This is a genomic window from Rhodocyclus purpureus (assembly GCF_016653115.1).
Classification (GTDB): Bacteria; Pseudomonadota; Gammaproteobacteria; order Burkholderiales; family Rhodocyclaceae; genus Rhodocyclus; species Rhodocyclus purpureus.
On sequence record NZ_NHRX01000043.1, the window covers coordinates 60,708 to 77,219 of the forward strand.

Here is a 16,512-nt window from a genome sequence, read left to right on the forward strand (position 1 = left end):
GTGAAACGATGAAACAACCCGACGTCTGCCTGACCCTGATCGCCTCCGTCGAAATCGAGGAAATGATCATCGACGTGCTGCTCGAACACGAGGACATCGTCCGTCGCTTTCTCACCCAGCGCATCGAAGCGCACGGCGCACGCATGGGCTACGCGAGCGTCGCCGAGCAGGTGCGCGGTCGCGCCGAGCGCGTCGAGTTCCAGGTCCTGCTCGCCAACGAGGACGTCGGCCGGATCCTGCACGCGCTGCGCGAGAACCTGCCGAGCGCCGAACTCAGCTACTGGCTGATGCCGCTGCTCGCCTACGGGAGAATCGAATGAAACGACCGAGCGCCCGACTGCGCGCCGCCACGCTGGCGATCGGCCTCGCTGCCGGCGGTGTAGTACTCGCCGCCGAACCCTGGGCTGCGGCCTCCGCCAGCCCGCTGACCACCAGCGCCGCTCCTCAGCCCGCGGCCAGCTACCCGGCCGAACTCCCTGACGCCGCGCAGGCGATCGCCGCCATCCGCCAGTCGCCGCAGGTGCAGGCGGCGCTGGCGCTGATCGACGCCGAAAGCGCGCGCCGCTCGGCCCTGGAAGCAGGCCCCCACGAATGGGCGGTCCGCCTGTCCGGCCAGCAGCGCCGCGTCGATGCGCTGGCGCCGGCCAGCTCGGCCGAACGCTACCGCGAGTGGAGCGCGTCGCTGGAGCGGGCGCTGCGCCTGCCGGGTAAGGCCGCGCTCGACGCCGAGATCGGTGCCCAGGGGGTGCGCCAGGCGCAGGTCGGCTACGCCGACGCGCTGCACGAGACGGCACGCAACCTCCTTGGCACCTGGTTCGTCTGGCTGCGCGAGGTGGAAAGCGCCCGCCAGTGGCAAAGCCAGGCCGAGCTTCTCGAACGTCAGCGCGCGGCGACGGCACGCCGGCTGGCGCTCGGCGACGGCTCGCGGCTCGAACTGATGCAGGCCGAAGCGGCAGCGGCGCAGGCACGCGCGGCGCTCGAACAGGCACAGCGGCGCAGCGCGGTCGCCGCTGCCGACCTGAAGAACCGTTTCCCGGCGCTCGTGCTGCCTGCCTCGCCCGCGGCCGGACAGCCGCAGCCGCTGGCTGGCGACCCCGCCGAGTGGCGCGCGCAGCTGCTCGAACACAACCACGAGCTGCGCCTCGCCCGTGCCGTGACGCAGCAGGCCAGGCTCCTGGCCAGGCGCAGCGACGCCGAGCGCCTTCCCGACCCGACCGTCGGCGTGCATGTCGGCTCCGACCGTGGTGGCGAGGAGCGCCTGAGCGGACTGACGCTCGGCATTCCGCTCCCCGGCGCCGCACGTTCGGCCAACGCGCGCCGCGACAGTGCGCTGTCCGCCTTCGCAGCCGAACGCGAGGCGACGACGCTGGCCAAGGTCAATGCCGAAATCGCCGCCGCCCTGGCCACTGCCGAGCGCGCCTTCGCCGGCTGGCAGAGCAGCGAAGACGCCGCGCGGCAACTGGAACAGGCAGCGGCACTGATCGCGCGCGCGCGCAGCCTCGGTGAGGCCGGACTCGGCGAGGTCCTGCTCGCGCAGCGCCAGGCCAACGAAGCACGTCTTGCCGCCAACGCCAGCCGCCTCGACGCGCTCGAAGCACGCGACCGGCTGCTCCTCGACACGCACCGCCTGTGGTCATACGCCGACGAAGACAGCGAGGATTGACCGGCCAGGCGCCGATGGCCGCATAATCGCGCCATGCGCATCCTCATTGTCGAAGACGACCCCCTGCTCGGCGACGGCCTGCAGGCCGGGCTGCGCCAGGCCGGCTTCAGCGTGGACTGGGTGCAGGACGGTCGCGCAGCCGAGCTGGCGCTCGCTGCCGAGGAGTTCTCGGCAATGGTGCTCGATCTCGGCCTGCCCGGTAAGCCCGAAGGAATGGCCCTGCTCCACGGACTGCGCGCGCGCGGCGCGACGCTGCCGACCCTGATCGTCACCGCCCGCGACACCGTCGCCGACAAGCTCGCCGGACTCGACGGCGGTGCCGACGACTACCTGGTCAAGCCCTTCGACCTCGACGAACTGGCAGCCCGCCTGCGCGCACTGATCCGGCGCAGCCACGGACGTCCGGCGGCACACCTCGAACACGGCGAGCTGAGCCTCGACCCGGCAGCGCGGCGGGTGACGCTGGCGGGAGAGGTCATCGAGCTGTCGACGCGCGAACTGGCGCTGCTCGAAGCCTTGCTCGAAAACCGCGGTCGCGTCCTGCCGCGCGCGCGCCTCGAAGGACTGATCTACGGCTGGAACGAGGAGCCGGAGAGCAACGCCGTCGAGGTGCATGTACACCACCTGCGGCGCAAGCTCGGCGTGACGCTGATCCGCACGGTACGCGGCGTCGGCTACACGATCGACCCGCTGCCATGAGCGCAACGGCTGGATCGGACCCTCCGGGCGGCTCGCGAGGAATCGGGATCGACATCGGCACGCCGGGCCGACCCGGCTACTCGCTGCGCCGCCGCCTGCTCTGGCTGCTCCTGTCGGCCATCGCTGCACTCTGGCTGCTGCTTGCCATGGCCGTCTTCCTGCGCGCGCACGACATGGCCGACGAGCTCTTCGACGAACAGATGACGCAGATGGCGAGCAGCCTGCTCGACGCCAGCGCGGCGCGTCCCGACCTGCCGGACGCCCTGCCGTCGGCACTCGCTGCCGCCAACCGGCAAGGCACGCCCGGCTTCGTCTTCCAGCTGTGGCGACGCGAGGACGGCCAGGCAGGAAGCGAGACGCTGCTGGTGCGCTCGGCGGCAGCGCCTACGACGCCGCTGGTCGACGGCGAGGGCTTCAGCGAACGCCTGTGGGGCGGCGAACTGTGGCGCTTCTTCAGCCTGCGCGACCCTGCCGGGCGCTACCAGGCGCAGGTCGGCCAGCGCCACGACCTGCGCTACGCGCTCGCCCGCGATGCCGCCGGTCGCGTGCTGATCCCGCTCATCGCCGGACTGCCGCTGCTGGCGGTGGCGATCTGGCTTGCCGTCGGCAATGCGCTCAGCCCGCTGTCGGCGGCGACCACCGCCGTCGCCGCGCGCCGACCGGAGTCGCTCGCCCCGCTCGAGCCCGGGTCGGCCCCGGCCGAGGTGCTGCCGCTGATCGACGCGCTCAACGCGCTTTTCGTGCGCATCGACCGCGCGCTCGACGGCGAACGCCAGTTCACCGCCAACGCCGCGCACGAGTTGCGCACGCCGCTGGCGGCGTTGAAAACACAGGCGCAGGTGGCCCTGCGCGCTGCCGACGACGGCCAGCGCCGGCACGCGCTAGAACGCGTCATCGCCGGCGTCGACCGGATGACGCAGCTGACCGAGCAGTTGCTGATGCTGGCGCGGCTCGACCCCGCGGCGACACCACTGCCGCAGCGAGCGCTCGACCTCGGGACGCTGACGATCGAGGTCTGCGCCCAGCTCGACGCGGCGGCGCACGCACGCGGCGTCGAACTGGCCTTCGCCGGCTCGCCGGCAGCGCCGCAACTCGTCGGCGTCGCCGAACTGCTCGCTGCGCTGGTGCGCAACCTCGTGGACAACGCGATCCGCCATGCGCAGACCAAGGTGAGCGTCGAACTGCAGCGGACGGCCGCTGGCGTCGAACTGATCATCGACGACGACGGACCAGGCATCGCCGAGGGACTGCGGCAGGACGCGCTGCGCCGCTTCGAGCGCCTCGGCGAGCGCGGCGGTGGCGGCAGCGGCCTCGGCCTGTCGATCGCCGCGCGCGTCGCCGAGTTGCACGGCGGCGAACTCACGCTCGGCGAGAGCGCGGCCGGAGGACTGCGCGCGCGCGTGGTCCTGCCGCCACGAAATGCCTGAGGCCTGAGGCGCCGGCAGATTCAGCGCACCGTCACAGCCAGGCGGACCGGAATCTGCCGCGAGCCGAAGGCACCCTTGTAGTGCTCGAAGCGGCCGGCGACGGCGGTCCCGCAATGGGGGCAGTGCCCATCGTCGGTGAGCGCGTAGTGCAGGATGTCGTACCAGTCGCGTTCGATCAACCTGGCCCGGCAACCGGGACAGAAGGTGGTGTCGCCTTCGCGGTCATGGACGTTGCCCGTATAGACGTAACGCAGGCCGGCGTCGATGCCGAGGCGGCGCGCGCGGACGAGCGTCGCGTGCGGCGTCGGCGGCACGTCGGTCATTTTCCAGTCCGGATGGAAGGCCGAGAAATGCAGCGGCACGTCGGGTCCGAGTTCCTTGGCGACCCAGGCGCAGAGTTGCTTGAGTTCGGCGTCGGAGTCGTTGTAACCGGGAATCAGCAGCGTCGTCAGTTCCAGCCAGCACGCGCTCTCGTGGCGGACCCAGAGCAAGGTGTCGAGCACGTCCTGCAGATGGCCGCCGCACAGCTTGACGTAGAAGTCGTCGGTGAAAGCCTTGAGGTCGATGTTGGCGGCATCCATCACGGCGTAGAACTCGCGACGCGCCTCGGCACGGATGTAGCCGTTGGTGACGGCGACGTTCCGGATCCCGCGCGCGCGGCAGGCGAGCGCGGTGTCGATCGCATACTCGGCGAAGATCACCGGATCGTTGTAGGTGTAGGCGACCGAGCGCGCATGGTAGCGCTTTGCGGCTGCGGCGATCTCCTCGGGGCTGGCGGCGTCCATCAGCCGGTCCATGTCGCGCGACTTGGAGATGTCCCAGTTCTGGCAGAACTTGCAGGCGAGGTTGCAGCCGGCGGTGCCGAAGGATAGCACCGAAGAACCGGGGTAGAAGTGGTTGAGCGGCTTCTTCTCGATCGGGTCGATGCAGAATCCCGAAGAGCGCCCCCAGGTGGTCAGCTGGATCGCGCCGCCGACGTTGCGGCGGACGAAGCAGGCGCCGCGCTGGCCTTCGTGCAGCTTGCAGTCGCGCGGACAGAGATCGCACTGGACGCGACCGTCTTCGAGCGTGTGCCACCAGCGACCGGGATGCGCCGACTCCGGAACCTGCGGAACGTGTTTCGCTTCCATGTCCGATCTCCTAGTGCTCGCGCCACTTGTCGACGGCGTAGCGCGCCAGCCGCAGCTCATCGCTCCACCAGCCGGCGGGTAGTCCGGCCTTGCGCTTGAGATGGGCGAGGAAGTCGGCTGCTGCGGGGAGTTGCTCCCAGACCTGTGGCAGGAAGGTCGCCCGCCGGCCGGCGCAGTCGAGGATGACGCCGTCGATCCCCGGACGCAGTTGCGCCAGCGCGTCGGCCTCGTCGCGAAACCGGATCGGCTCGCTCGGACCGAGCAGCGACACCTCGACCCGGGTCTGCGGCAGTTCGGCAGCCGTCAGCGGCGCAAAGCGCGGGTCGTGAAACGCCGCGGCGACCGCATTTTCACGGACGTCGTCGGCGAGCGGCCGCCAGGCCTGCAGGCTGCCGATGCAGCCGCGCAGCTCGCCGGCCTGGGTCAGCGTGACGAAGCTCGCACCGGGCTCGCGCAGGCGCTGCGCCAGCGCCGCAGCGATCTCGTCGTCGGCGCAGGTCGAGCGCACCAGATCGGCGATTGCCGGCTGCTGCTCCTCCGCACCGCGCAAGAGCCGCGCACTGATCGCCGCGCGCGCCAGCTGCAGGAGCATCGTTCCCAAAGCCTCATTGGCCATCGTGCGCTCCGGAAAAGGCGATGGCGGCGTAGCCGACGACGCGCAACTGGTCGCCGGCGGTATCGCCCGAGTTGCAGGCGTCGAGCAGATGCGCTGAAAGCCCGTGCCGCCGGGCAGCGATCAGGAAGCCATTCAGCGGAGTCGCGCCACAGGCCTGTTCGTGCCTGATGCCGCCGTCGAGGCTGACGATCCGCCGCAGCGTGGCCCCGTCGATGCGCCGTGCCTCGGCGTGGGGATGAAAGTGCGAGAGGTCGGAACTGACGACGATCAGCGTCTCGTCGCCCCCCCATAGCCGCTCGATCACCTCGGCCACTTCCTCGGCGCTGGCATCGCCGACCGCCAGCGGCACCAGCCGGAAACTGCCGAGGACCTGCTGCAGGAAGGGCAACTGCACCTCCAGCGAATGTTCCCAGGCGTGTGCAGAGTTGTTCGTCACCACTTGCGCGAGGTCGGCAATCGCGGTCAGCGCCTCGTCATCGACGGGAACCGTTCCGAGCGGGGTCGCGAAGGCTGTCGCCGTCGGCACCGCCAGGCCCCGTACCGGGATCCGGTGCGTCGGCCCGAGCAGGACGACGCGCTCGACGCGCGCAGCGACCGGCCGCAGTGACGCGTAGGCGCTGGCGGCCACGCCACCCGAATAGAGGTAACCGGCATGCGGGACGATCAGGGCCTTGGGCTGCAAGCCGGGCGGCGGCTGAGCGGCGGCGGCGAGCAGATCGCGTAGCTCCTGGTCGAGCATCACCGGGTCGGCCGTGTAGAAAGTGCCGGCGACCGCGGCCGGACGGACTGAGCGACTCATGGCAGGGCCTCGCGGAGAGATACGGCTGTATCCTCTCAATATAGGCCAGCAGCATTCGAGGTCAACGCAGCGAGGCTACGCTCATCCTTCCGGCACGGCAAGTGCCGCCAGCTGCTTCAGCGCTGAACCAGCAGCAGGATGACCGCAGCGAGCCAGCCGGAACACGCCAGCAGCAGGTGGCGGTCGCGCAACAGCGCCGCCGATGGATCGCCGCCGCCACCGCGGCGATGCGCGAGGAAGAGGTAGCGGAAGATGCCGTAGACGACGAAGGGAACCGTGTAGATAAGGTGGCTCGTCCCGTGCATCGCCACCGTCTCGGCGCTCACGGTGTACAGGCTGTAGCTGACGATGACGCTGGCCGCGCTGATCCCGATCATCTGGTCGAGCAGGGGCCGGTCGTAGTCGTCGAGCACCTTGCGGTGACTACCGCCGCGCCCCTCCATCGCGCCGATCTCGGCGCGCCGCTTGGCGAAGCCGAGGAAAAGCGTGAGCATCATCCCGCACAGCAGCAGCCAGTGCGAGGGGGCGATGCCGACGGCGAGCGTCCCGGCGAGGATGCGCAGCATGAAACCGGCCGAGATGATGAACACGTCGAGGATGACGACGTGCTTCCAGCCGAGCGAATAGCCGACGTTGAGCAGGGCGTAGGCGACGACGATGGCCAGCGCCAGCGGCGACACCGCCGCTGCCAGCGCCAGCGCCGAGACGATGCACGCGCCGCCGAGCAGCAGCGCCTGGGTGACGCTGACCGCGCCCGAAGCAAGCGGGCGGTGGCGCTTCTTCGGGTGCTCGCGGTCGCGCTCACGGTCGGCGAGGTCGTTGATCACATAGACCGCCGAGGCCGCCAGCGAGAACGCGGCCGCGGCGAAGAGGACGTCGCGCACCAGCGCCGGGTCGTTCCAGGCGTGGCCGAAGAGCAGCCCGACGAAGACGAAGCCGCTCTTCACCCACTGGTACGGGCGCAGGAGCTTGAGGTAGGGACCGAGGCCGCCTTGCGCTGGCTGGGTCACTGGCAAACCTCGCCGGCAAAGTGGCTCGCACAGAATTCGCACCCACGGCGCGGCAGCCAGGCCGGCGCCCGATAGAAACGATCGCGAACGCGCGCCAGGACGCCGTCGCGATAGGCGGCGTAGCTGAAACCCTCGCCGAGGACGAGGTAGTAGCGCGCGCCGTACAGCTCGAACTGGCGCAGTTCGACGCGGGCGAAATAAGGCGCATACTCGGCGAGCTGCGGCTCCTTCTTCTTCAGGATCAGCACCTTGCCGCCGTCGTGCGCACGCCAGTCGGTGAGGAAGTCATCCTGGCGCGCGTGGAAGGATCCCTCGCCGAAAACCGCGAAGGGGCGGTTCGCGTTGTAGGCCAGCGTCGCCGAGGTCGAATAGCTGTCGCTGGCGAAGAGGTGATCGTCGGCCCAGGGCTCGAGTTCGGCGAGCAGTTCGTCGGCGCGGACGGTGGGGACGATGCCGTCGTAGAGATGGGAAGAGCGCCAGGTCTCGAGCGGCAGCACGGCGATCACGGTGATCACCAGCACGTGCAGCAGCGCGAACCCGGCCGACCAGCGCGCAAGCTGCTCGAGCTTCGGCAAGGGCAGCGCGATCGCCGCGAGCACCGCCAGCAGCGGCGCGAACGACGCCAGCCAGTGCAGGCCGACCGACTTCAGCAGCGAGAGGACGCCGAGCAGCGCAAAGGGAACCAGCGTCAGCCACAGGAGCGCGCTGCCCTCGACGCTGCGTCGCGCCGCATCGCGCAGCGCCGCGCGCTGGTCCCAGAGCACGTAGAGCAGCCAGGGCGTCGCCAGGTAGGCGAGCGAGAGCAGGTATAGCGGCGGGTTCTGCCAGCCGAAACCGGCGTCCCCGTGACGGTTGAAGAAGTTGAAGAGGATGTTGACCCAGCAGTGTTCGCTGTTCCACCACAGGTTGTAGAGCGCTGCCGGCAGCGCGGCGACGACGAGCACGGCGAATCCCGTCCAGCGCAGCCGGTCGCGGCGCGCCAGCACGACGTGCGCGAGATAGGCGATGCCGAGCAGCGCCGCGAAGTACTTGCCGAGGAAGGCCGCGCCGAGCAGTAGACCGGCGAGCGCGTGCCAGGCGAGCGCACGCGCGCTCGTCGGCGCACGCAGCGCAGCGACGTAGGCGGCCACCGACAGCGCGGTGAACAGGATCACCGGCGTGTCGGTGGTGATCAGCACGTTCCACACCGACGCCGGTTGCAGCAGCACCAAGAGCGCCGCCAGCCGCGCGCGCTCGCGCCCGATCGGCTGCACGATGCGCAAGGCGGCCAGGGCAACGATCACCGGCAACAGCAGCGCCGGCAGGCGCAGCAGCCATTCCGAACGCCCCAGCGGCAGCAGCGCCGCCAGCCACCAGCCGACCATCGGCGGATGGTCGTAGTAGCCGCCGGCCGGATGTTCGCCCCAAAGGACGAAGTAGGCCTCGTCGCCGGTCATCGGCAGCAGCGCCGAGAAGGCGAGGCGGAAGGCGAACAGTCCGGCGAGCAGGGCGAGTCCGGCGAGGCCGCTGCCGAGCAAGGCGGACAGGCGGTTGCTCATCTGCGGGACGGAGCGCAGGCGCTCAGCGGCCGGCTTCGACCAGGCGGCGCTGGCGCACGCCTTCGGCGAGTATTTCCATCACGGCGAGCGAATCCTCCCAGCCGAGGCAGGCGTCGGTGATGCTCTTGCCGGCTTCCAGCGTACGGCCGGGGACGAGATCCTGGCGCCCCTCGACGATGTTCGACTCGACCATGACGCCGACGATGCGCTTGTCGCCCGCGGCGAGCTGACCGGCGACGTCCTCGGCGACGGTGACCTGCTTCCCGAACTGCTTGCTGCTGTTGGCGTGCGAGAAGTCGATCATCAGGCGTGCGGCGAGACCCGCCGCGGCGATCTCGCTGCACGCCGCCTCGACCGAGGCGGCGTCGTAGTTCGGATGCTTGCCGCCACGCAGGATGACGTGACAGTCCTCGTTGCCCGTGGTCGACACGATCGCCGAATGACCGCCCTTGGTCACCGACAGGAAATGGTGCGGCGACTGCGCGGCACGGATCGCGTCGATGGCGATGCGCACGTTGCCGTCGGTGCCGTTCTTGAAGCCGACCGGGCACGACAGTCCCGACGCCAGTTCGCGGTGCACCTGCGACTCGGTGGTGCGCGCACCGATCGCCCCCCAGGCGATCAGGTCGGCGGTGTATTGCGGCGTGATCGTGTCGAGGAACTCGGTCGCACAGGGCAGCCCCAGCTCGTTGATGTCGAGCAGCAGGCTGCGCGCCAGACGCACGCCCTCGTTGATGCGGAAGGAACCGTCGAGGCGCGGGTCGTTGATCAATCCCTTCCAGCCGATCGTCGTGCGCGGCTTCTCGAAATAGACGCGCATCACGACGTAAAGGTCGGCAGCGAAGCGCTCGGCCTCCTTGCGCAGGCGGCGCGCGTACTCGCGCGCGCTGTCGACGTCGTGGATGGAGCACGGGCCGATCACCGTCAGCAGCCGGTCGTCGGCGCCGTGCAGGATGCGGTGGATCGTCTGCCGCGCGTTGTAGGTCGTCTGCGCCGCACGCACGCCGACGGGAAATTCGCGAAAGACGTGCGCCGGCGGAACCAGTTCCTTGATTTCGCGGATGCGGACGTCGTCGGTATTGGGCTTGCTCTGCAGCATCATTGGATTCCTGGAGGCGCCGGTTGCGACCGGCCTTTAAAGGGCGGGATTTTACGCGAAAGCGCGGACCCGCGCCGCCGGCTGCGCAGTTGCAGCAGCGCGCGGCGCGGCGGTGATCAGGCGGTGCCGCCGACGGTCAGCCCGTCGATGCGCAGGGTCGGCTGGCCGACACCGACCGGAACGCTCTGCCCGTCCTTGCCGCAGGTGCCGACGCCGGGGTCGAGCGCGAGGTCGTTGCCGATCATCTTCACCTTGCGCATGGCCTCGGGTCCGGAACCGATCAGGGTCGCCCCCTTGACCGGCGCGGTGACCTTGCCGTCCTCGATCAGGTAGGCTTCCGACATCGAGAAGACGAACTTGCCGCTGGTGATGTCGACCTGGCCGCCGCCGAAGTTCACCGCGTAGATGCCCTTCTTCACCGAGCGGATGATCTCCTCGGGGCTCCTGTCGCCGGCGAGCATGTAGGTGTTGGTCATGCGCGGCAGCGGCAGGTTGGCAAACGACTCGCGGCGCGCGTTGCCGGTAGGTTGAACGCCCATCAGGCCGGCGTTGAGCCCGTCCTGCAGGTAGCCCTTGAGGATGCCGTCCTCGATCAGCACGGTGCGTTGCGTCGGCACGCCCTCGTCGTCGATGTTGAGCGAACCGCGGCGACCGGCGAGCGTCCCGTCGTCGACGACGGTGACCCCCTTGGCAGCGACGCGCTCGCCGACGCGACCGGAGAAGGCCGAACTGCCCTTGCGGTTGAAGTCGCCTTCGAGGCCGTGGCCGACCGCCTCGTGCAGCAGGATTCCAGGCCAGCCGGGGCCGAGCACGACCGGCATGACGCCGGCCGGCGCTGCTTGCGCATTGAGGTTGGTCACCGCCTGGTGCACGGCGGCGTGCGCGTAATGTTGCAGCAGGGTGTCGGTGAACATGCCGTAGTCGCTCCTGCCGCCGCCGCCCGCCGAGCCCTGCTCGCGGCGGCCGCCCTCCTCTACGATGACGTTGATCGAGACGCGTACCAACGGCCGCACGTCGGCGGCGAGCCGGCCGTCACTGCCGGCGACGAGGACCACCTCGTACTCGCCGGCGACCTGCGCCATCACCTGTACGACGCGCGGGTCGGCGGCGCGGGCGAAAGCCTCGATGCGTTCGAGCAGGCGTACCTTGCTCACCGCGTCGAGCGAGACGAGCGGATCGAGCGGCGCGTACAACTCGTGTCCGCCGCCCCGCTTCAGCGCCGGGACCCGGCGTTCCTCGCCGGCGGCAGCGATCGCGCGCACCGCGCGCGCGGCGTCGGCGAGCGCCGGCAGGCTGATCTCGTCCGAATAGGCGAAGGCGGTCTTCTCGCCGGACAGCGCGCGCACGCCGACGCCTTGGTCGATCGAGAAACTGCCGGCCTTGACAATCCCCTCGTCGAGACTCCAGGCCTCCGATCGGCTGTACTGGAAGTAGAGGTCGGCGTAATCGACGCGGCGGGTCATGATCTCGCCGAACAGGCGGGAGAGGTCCGTGGTGTCGATGCCGTGTGCCGAAAGCAAGGTTTCTTGCGCCTGGCGGAACAGCTTGTCGTGGTGTGCGGTCATGGTCGGAAGTCGTAAAAATCGTGGGCGCGGCGGTAGCCGCGGAGTGATTCGTCAGGCGGTGGCAGGCTACAGGACGCGATGGCTGAGCGCCGGCAAGCTCTGGCGCACGGCGTCGATGCGCGCCGGATCGACGCAGCCGAGCACGATTCCCGGGCCCTTCAGCTTGCGGTCGAGGATGCGGCCCCAGGGGTCGACCAACATGCTGTCGCCGTGCGTCTCGCGGCCGTTCTCGTGGCGTCCGCCCTGCGCGCTGGCGATCAGGTAGCACTGATTCTCGATCGCCCGCGCGCGCAGCAGGACTTCCCAGTGCGCGACGCCGGTCGTCTCGGTGAAGGCGGCCGGCAGCGCCAGCAGGTCTACGACACCGAGCGCGCGATAAAGCTCCGGAAAACGCAGATCGTAACAAATCGACAGCCCGACGCGGGCGAAGTCGGTGTCGAAGGCGACCGGGGTGGTGCCGGCCTCGATGCTCGCGCTTTCATCGTAGCGCTCGCTGCCCTGCGCGAAACCAAAGAGGTGTATCTTGTCGTAGCGGGCAACACGACGGCCGTCGGGCGCGTAGGCGACGCAGGCGTTGAGCACCTTGTCGGGAGCGCGCGCAGCGAGCGGGATCGAGCCGCCGACGAGCCAGATACCGTGGCGCGCCGCGGTCCCGGCGAGGAAGTCCTGGATCGGGCCGGCGCCGTCCGCCTCGCGCACGGAAAACTTGTCGCGATCCGAGAGGCCGATGATCGGGAAGTATTCGGGGAGGACGACGAGTTCGGCCCCTTGCGCAACAGCGTCGGCGACCAGGCGTCCGGCAGCGGCGAGGTTGTCGGCGACGCGCGCTGCCGAGACCATCTGCACGGCGGCGACCGTCGCCGCGCGCCGCCTCGACGGCTCAGTCGGCGACGGGGTCTGCAGGTTCGCCGGGAACTGGCTGGCGTCGGGATTCGGGTTCATGCGTGGCCTCTGGCTTGACTTCATGAGCGGGGGAAACGGGAACCTCGGCCGCCGGGGAAGTCGTCCCGGCAGGAGGGAAAGGCATTGACGGCGCCGCGCTGCGACCGAGCCGCTCGACCTTCGGATCATCCCAGGACCCGGTGACGAGATAGTCGAAACCGAACATCTGGTTGAGCGGATTCTGCAGAATCCTGTGCGCGAGCAGGGTGGCGACGCCGGCGACGGGGTTGACCAGCGCGACGCCGAGCGCGGCGGTGCCGCCGAGTTCGGGCTGGACGTTGACCCTCAGGTGCTGCGTCTCCTGCGCCAGGTCGACGTCGCCGCGCAGCACCACGTGCGCCGCCGGACCGTCGATGCGCAGCCGCTCGCTGTGCATCACCCCGGCCTGCATCGTCAGCTTGCCGGCGATGCTGTCGAAGGCAAAGCCCTCGCTGAATACGTCGCGAAAATCAAGAGTGACGCGCCGCGGCAAGGACTGCAGGCTGATCAGTCCGATCAGCTTGCCGGCGCCCGGGTCGAGCTTGAGGAACTGGCCGCGTGTAGCCTCGACGTTCATCTCGCCGGCGAGGGTCGCGTGATCGATGCTGCTCGGCGGACCTATCCAGCGTACCATGCCGTCGAGTTGCGCACTGCCGCCGCGTAGCGTCCCCGGAAAACCGAGCCGCTCGAGCAGGCGGCCGAGATCGCCGGCGGAGAGCTTGAACTCGAGCCGGGTGCGGTTGCCGCCGGCGAACTGCCACTGTCCGCTGCCGACGAGGCTGCCGGCAGGATTGGCGAGGCGAATGCGGTCGAGCCGCCAGACCCGCCCTTCGTTGCGCGCAGCCAGTTCTAGCCGGCCGAAGCGACGCGTGCCGACCGAGAAGTCTTCGGCGACGACGTCGAGCGCAGGCAGTTCCTCGACCGCCTCGGGCACGGACGCATCGGCACCCTCGGCGGGCGCCTCGAGCGCCAGCCGTTGCAGGCGCGCGCGCAAGCGGCCGCTGCCGGCACCGTCCCACTGCAGTTCGCCGCTCGCCTGCCGCGAGGCCAGCTGAATCTGCCACTGCGCACCGACCGCGTTGGCCGCAATCTCGGCATCGTTGAAGCGCTCGCCGAGGAGGCGCAGCTCCGGAGTACTCAGCGAGAAGACACTGAGCGCAGAAGCGCTGCCGGCCACCTGGCTGCGGGCGGCCCCTGTCCCTCCGCTCCCACCGTTGCCGGACTTGCCGGCAGCGAGCGCGCGACGCCAGAAATCGGCATCAAACTTGCGCATCGTCACATTCACCGCCAGCCCGCGTTCGGGCAACTGCAGGGGCCGGCCGACGGCGACGGCGCCGCGCTCGACCACGTATTCGCTGCCCTGCCGACGACGGAGGATCTGCGCGGCGAGCACGCCGGGCGCAGCACCCAGCGTGAGGCGTAACTGGTCGCGCGCCTCGCGCGCACCGCCCGGCGGCAGCGAGCTCTTCTCGAAACGCAGCGGCAGGGCGTCCCGGGCGCTCTTGTTGAACGGCTCGGGCAGGCTCGACGAGAGGCCCGCGAGGGTCGAGTCGACGACGATCTCGCTGCTGCGCTTCTTCACGCGTACCTCGCCGCGGTAGTTGATGGCGCCGGAAAGCTGGTCGAACAGCGGCAGATCGAAGCTCTTGCGCACTTGCGCCACCGCCAGCGAACCGCTGGCCGTGATCAGCACCTGTCCGTCCGCCTGGCTGCCGCCCTTGATCTGCACGGGGCCGCCGGACAGCACGCCGTCGATGGCGGGCACGGTGATCGATGCTTCGCTGAAGTCGAGGATGCCGTTGACCTGCCGCAATGGCGGCAGCGCGGCATCGACCAGCACCTCGTTGTCGATGAACTGGAACCTGCCCGTGACGCGCGCCTGATCCATCAGTGCCAGCTCGAGCGGCAGTTCGAGCGCGAGATCGAGTCTGCCGTCACCACTCGCGCGCATGTCCTCGGTGAAGCGGTCGATCTTCTCGGCGACCGGGCTCTGCTCGATGAACTTGAGAAACTCGGCAGTCGGACCGGAGACCTGGCCATTGACCTTGAGCATCGTCACCGGCGCATCGAAGTCGGGAATCACGGCACGCGTCGCCGACAGACTGGTACCGAGGATGGCCCCGCGTTCGGCCTCGACGGTCATTCCCGGCCCCGCGAAGCGCAGCTTGCCCTCGATCCCGGTGATCTTCGGCCAACCCGGCGCGTAATCGAGGGTGACGTCGTGCGCCCGCGCGGTGACGAGGAACTCGCCCTGTGCGGGATCGACGAAGGGAAAGTGCGCAAGATCACCCTTGAGCGTGAGCCGCGCGTCGCTGGCGCTGCCGGCAACGAGCGCGTCACGCAACCAGTGGCGGGCATTGGCATTGACGGCGTGCGGCATGAAGCGCCAGATGGCGCGCGCATCGGCACGGCTCAGCTCGGCGGCGAGATCGATCGTTCCCGGACCTTCGCCCGAGTAGCGATAAGTCCCGTGCGCACTGCCGGCAGCGTCGGCGCCGGCGAACTCGGCGCGCACCAGTTCGGCATCGAGGACACCGTCGCGGCGGGTCCACTTCGCCTGCGCCTCCAGCGTGTCGAGGGCGATCCCGGCTTCGGGAAAGACGCTCGGCAGGTCGAGCGTGGTCTTGCGCGCGTTCAGGCTGACGCGGCCGCCCTTCTCGTCGAGGTCGATGCTGCCCGACAGGCCCGAAAACCCCGGGAAGTAGCCCTGCGCCGAGAGTCCCAGCGCCGCGAATTGCGCGGTGACCGAGTAAGCCTGCATCGACTGCGCATCGCCGCGCCACGCCGCCTTCAGCTCGCTGACGACGCCCTGCGGCGCGTAGTCGACGAGCAGGATGCGGGAGCGCACATCGAGCGGCAGGTAGCCGGCCAGCGCCGCCAGCGCCGCGAGGTCGAGCCGGCTGGCGGTGGCGCTGCCGGACACCGCGTCGCCGTCGCCGGGCTGCCAGTCGAGCTTGAAGTCGGTCGCCGGAACGACGATGGCCGGGGCAGCCGTCGTCGCGCTCTCGCTACGCGTCGCCAGCGTGAGCTGTTTGCCGCTGAGCGAAAAACCGCGCTCGCCGAGGGCGAATCCGATCCTCCCCTGCAGGCGATCGAGGTCGAGTTCGGGCAGGTTCTTCGCCAGCCGCAGGCGCAGGTCGCGCACCGCCAGGTCGGCGGTAACACTCTGGAAGCGGCCGTCGGCGAAATCGGCCCAGGCCCGCAACGCGCCGCGCCCCTGCGGCAGCGCTACGGGATAGTCGATCCAGCGCTGCCAGACGGCGAGGTCGGCGTAGTCGATCGCGGCGTAAAGCTGCCCGCGCCACGCTTCGGCCCGTTCCAGATCGCGACCGCGGAAGTCGCCGCGGAGGTCCACCTTCGCGGCGAGCTCGGGCGGCGGCAGCGCGGTCAGCGCGAAGCGATGGCGACGACCGCTGTTGTCGAGGCCGAAATTGACGTCCTCGAGGAGCAGCGCCGGTGCGCCGCGCTGCGCGTCCTCCCAGACCAGGGTCGCGTCACGGATGCGGATGCGGCCCGGCTCGAGGATCCAGTCGGCGGCACCGGTGTCGGCCGACTGGTCGTTGAGCGGGATGCCGGCGACGAGGATGCGGCCATCCTCGTCGCGGCGCAGGTGCAAGGTCGGCTGGTCGATCGCCAGCAGGGCGAGTTGCAGGCGCGCCGTCGGCACCGTCCACCACGACAGCACCGTCTGCACGCGCGAGAAGGCGAGCGCCGGACGACCGCCGGCGTCGGCGACGCGGACGTCGAGCAGCGCGAGGTCCGGATTGACCCCGTCCCAGCTCGCCTCGATGCGCCCGATGCTGACCGAAAGCCCCAGTGCCGCGCTGACGCGGCGCTCGATGTCCGGGCGATAGTGCTCGATGTTGGGCAGGATGGCGTAGCGCAGCACCAGCACCGCGAGCACGAAGGCGAACCAGAGCAGGGTCGCCGCCGCCAGCGCGACGCGCGCGAACTTTCGCACCGCCGGCTGCTCGACCAAGGGCAGCAGGCGGTGGAAGCGGTAGTAGAGCGTCCGGCGCAGCGCTTCGGGAGCCATCAGCAGGCG

At 69.9% G+C, this 16,512-nt stretch carries 13 protein-coding genes; 4 read left to right on the plus strand and 9 right to left on the minus strand.

Annotated elements, in window-relative coordinates:
* The first annotated feature begins 8 nt into the window (after positions 1-8).
* The 4 genes from CCR84_RS08795 to CCR84_RS08810 are packed head-to-tail and all read left to right on the plus strand — an operon-like array spanning position 9 to position 3,789.
* A complete protein-coding gene (locus CCR84_RS08795; RefSeq protein WP_201211443.1) occupies positions 9-320 on the plus strand; it encodes a DUF3240 family protein in 312 nt (103 codons plus the stop codon).
* Positions 317-1,663: a TolC family protein gene (locus tag CCR84_RS08800; protein WP_201211445.1), complete on the plus strand. Its 1,347-nt coding sequence runs from the start codon at positions 317-319 to the stop codon at positions 1,661-1,663. Before CCR84_RS08795 ends, CCR84_RS08800 begins: the two co-directional genes overlap by 4 nt.
* A gap of 33 nt (positions 1,664-1,696) precedes the next feature.
* Positions 1,697-2,362, plus strand: coding sequence for a response regulator (locus CCR84_RS08805; RefSeq protein WP_201211447.1), 666 nt, complete (start codon positions 1,697-1,699; stop codon positions 2,360-2,362).
* The gene (locus CCR84_RS08810; protein ID WP_201211449.1) at positions 2,359-3,789 is read left to right on the plus strand and encodes an ATP-binding protein; all 1,431 of its coding nucleotides are present in this window, start codon (positions 2,359-2,361) and stop codon (positions 3,787-3,789) included. Before CCR84_RS08805 ends, CCR84_RS08810 begins: the two co-directional genes overlap by 4 nt.
* Before the next feature lie 20 nt (positions 3,790-3,809).
* Here the strand turns inward: CCR84_RS08810 and amrS are convergent, their stop codons facing one another.
* The 9 genes from amrS to CCR84_RS08855 all read right to left on the minus strand — a co-directional run bounded on the left by amrS (position 3,810) and on the right by CCR84_RS08855 (position 16,503).
* Positions 3,810-4,919, minus strand: coding sequence for an AmmeMemoRadiSam system radical SAM enzyme (gene amrS / locus CCR84_RS08815; RefSeq protein ID WP_201211451.1), 1,110 nt, complete (start codon positions 4,917-4,919; stop codon positions 3,810-3,812).
* Between the two features lie 10 nt (positions 4,920-4,929).
* Complete coding sequence (gene amrA, locus CCR84_RS08820; RefSeq protein ID WP_201211453.1) at positions 4,930-5,535, minus strand: AmmeMemoRadiSam system protein A; 606 nt, start codon at positions 5,533-5,535, stop codon at positions 4,930-4,932.
* On the minus strand, positions 5,525-6,334 hold the full coding sequence (gene amrB, locus CCR84_RS08825; protein ID WP_201211455.1) for an AmmeMemoRadiSam system protein B: 810 nt from the start codon (positions 6,332-6,334) through the stop codon (positions 5,525-5,527). The genes amrA and amrB overlap by 11 nt, the downstream gene beginning before the upstream one ends.
* A gap of 116 nt (positions 6,335-6,450) precedes the next feature.
* On the minus strand, positions 6,451-7,344 hold the full coding sequence (locus tag CCR84_RS08830; protein ID WP_338052589.1) for a decaprenyl-phosphate phosphoribosyltransferase: 894 nt from the start codon (positions 7,342-7,344) through the stop codon (positions 6,451-6,453).
* Positions 7,341-8,882, minus strand: a complete 1,542-nt coding sequence (locus tag CCR84_RS08835) for a glycosyltransferase family 39 protein (RefSeq protein ID WP_201211459.1) — start codon at positions 8,880-8,882, stop codon at positions 7,341-7,343. Before CCR84_RS08835 ends, CCR84_RS08830 begins: the two co-directional genes overlap by 4 nt.
* Positions 8,883-8,904: 22 nt before the next feature.
* Positions 8,905-9,984: a 3-deoxy-7-phosphoheptulonate synthase AroG gene (gene aroG / locus CCR84_RS08840; protein WP_201211460.1), complete on the minus strand. Its 1,080-nt coding sequence runs from the start codon at positions 9,982-9,984 to the stop codon at positions 8,905-8,907.
* A 113-nt stretch (positions 9,985-10,097) separates the two neighbouring features.
* A complete protein-coding gene (gene tldD / locus CCR84_RS08845; protein ID WP_201211461.1) occupies positions 10,098-11,546 on the minus strand; it encodes a metalloprotease TldD in 1,449 nt (482 codons plus the stop codon).
* Positions 11,547-11,612: 66 nt separating this feature from the next.
* Complete coding sequence (locus tag CCR84_RS08850) at positions 11,613-12,488, minus strand: carbon-nitrogen hydrolase family protein (RefSeq protein ID WP_201211462.1); 876 nt, start codon at positions 12,486-12,488, stop codon at positions 11,613-11,615.
* Positions 12,427-16,503, minus strand: a complete 4,077-nt coding sequence (locus CCR84_RS08855) for a YhdP family protein (RefSeq protein ID WP_201211463.1) — start codon at positions 16,501-16,503, stop codon at positions 12,427-12,429. The genes CCR84_RS08850 and CCR84_RS08855 overlap by 62 nt, the downstream gene beginning before the upstream one ends.
* Positions 16,504-16,512: the final 9 nt, after the last annotated feature.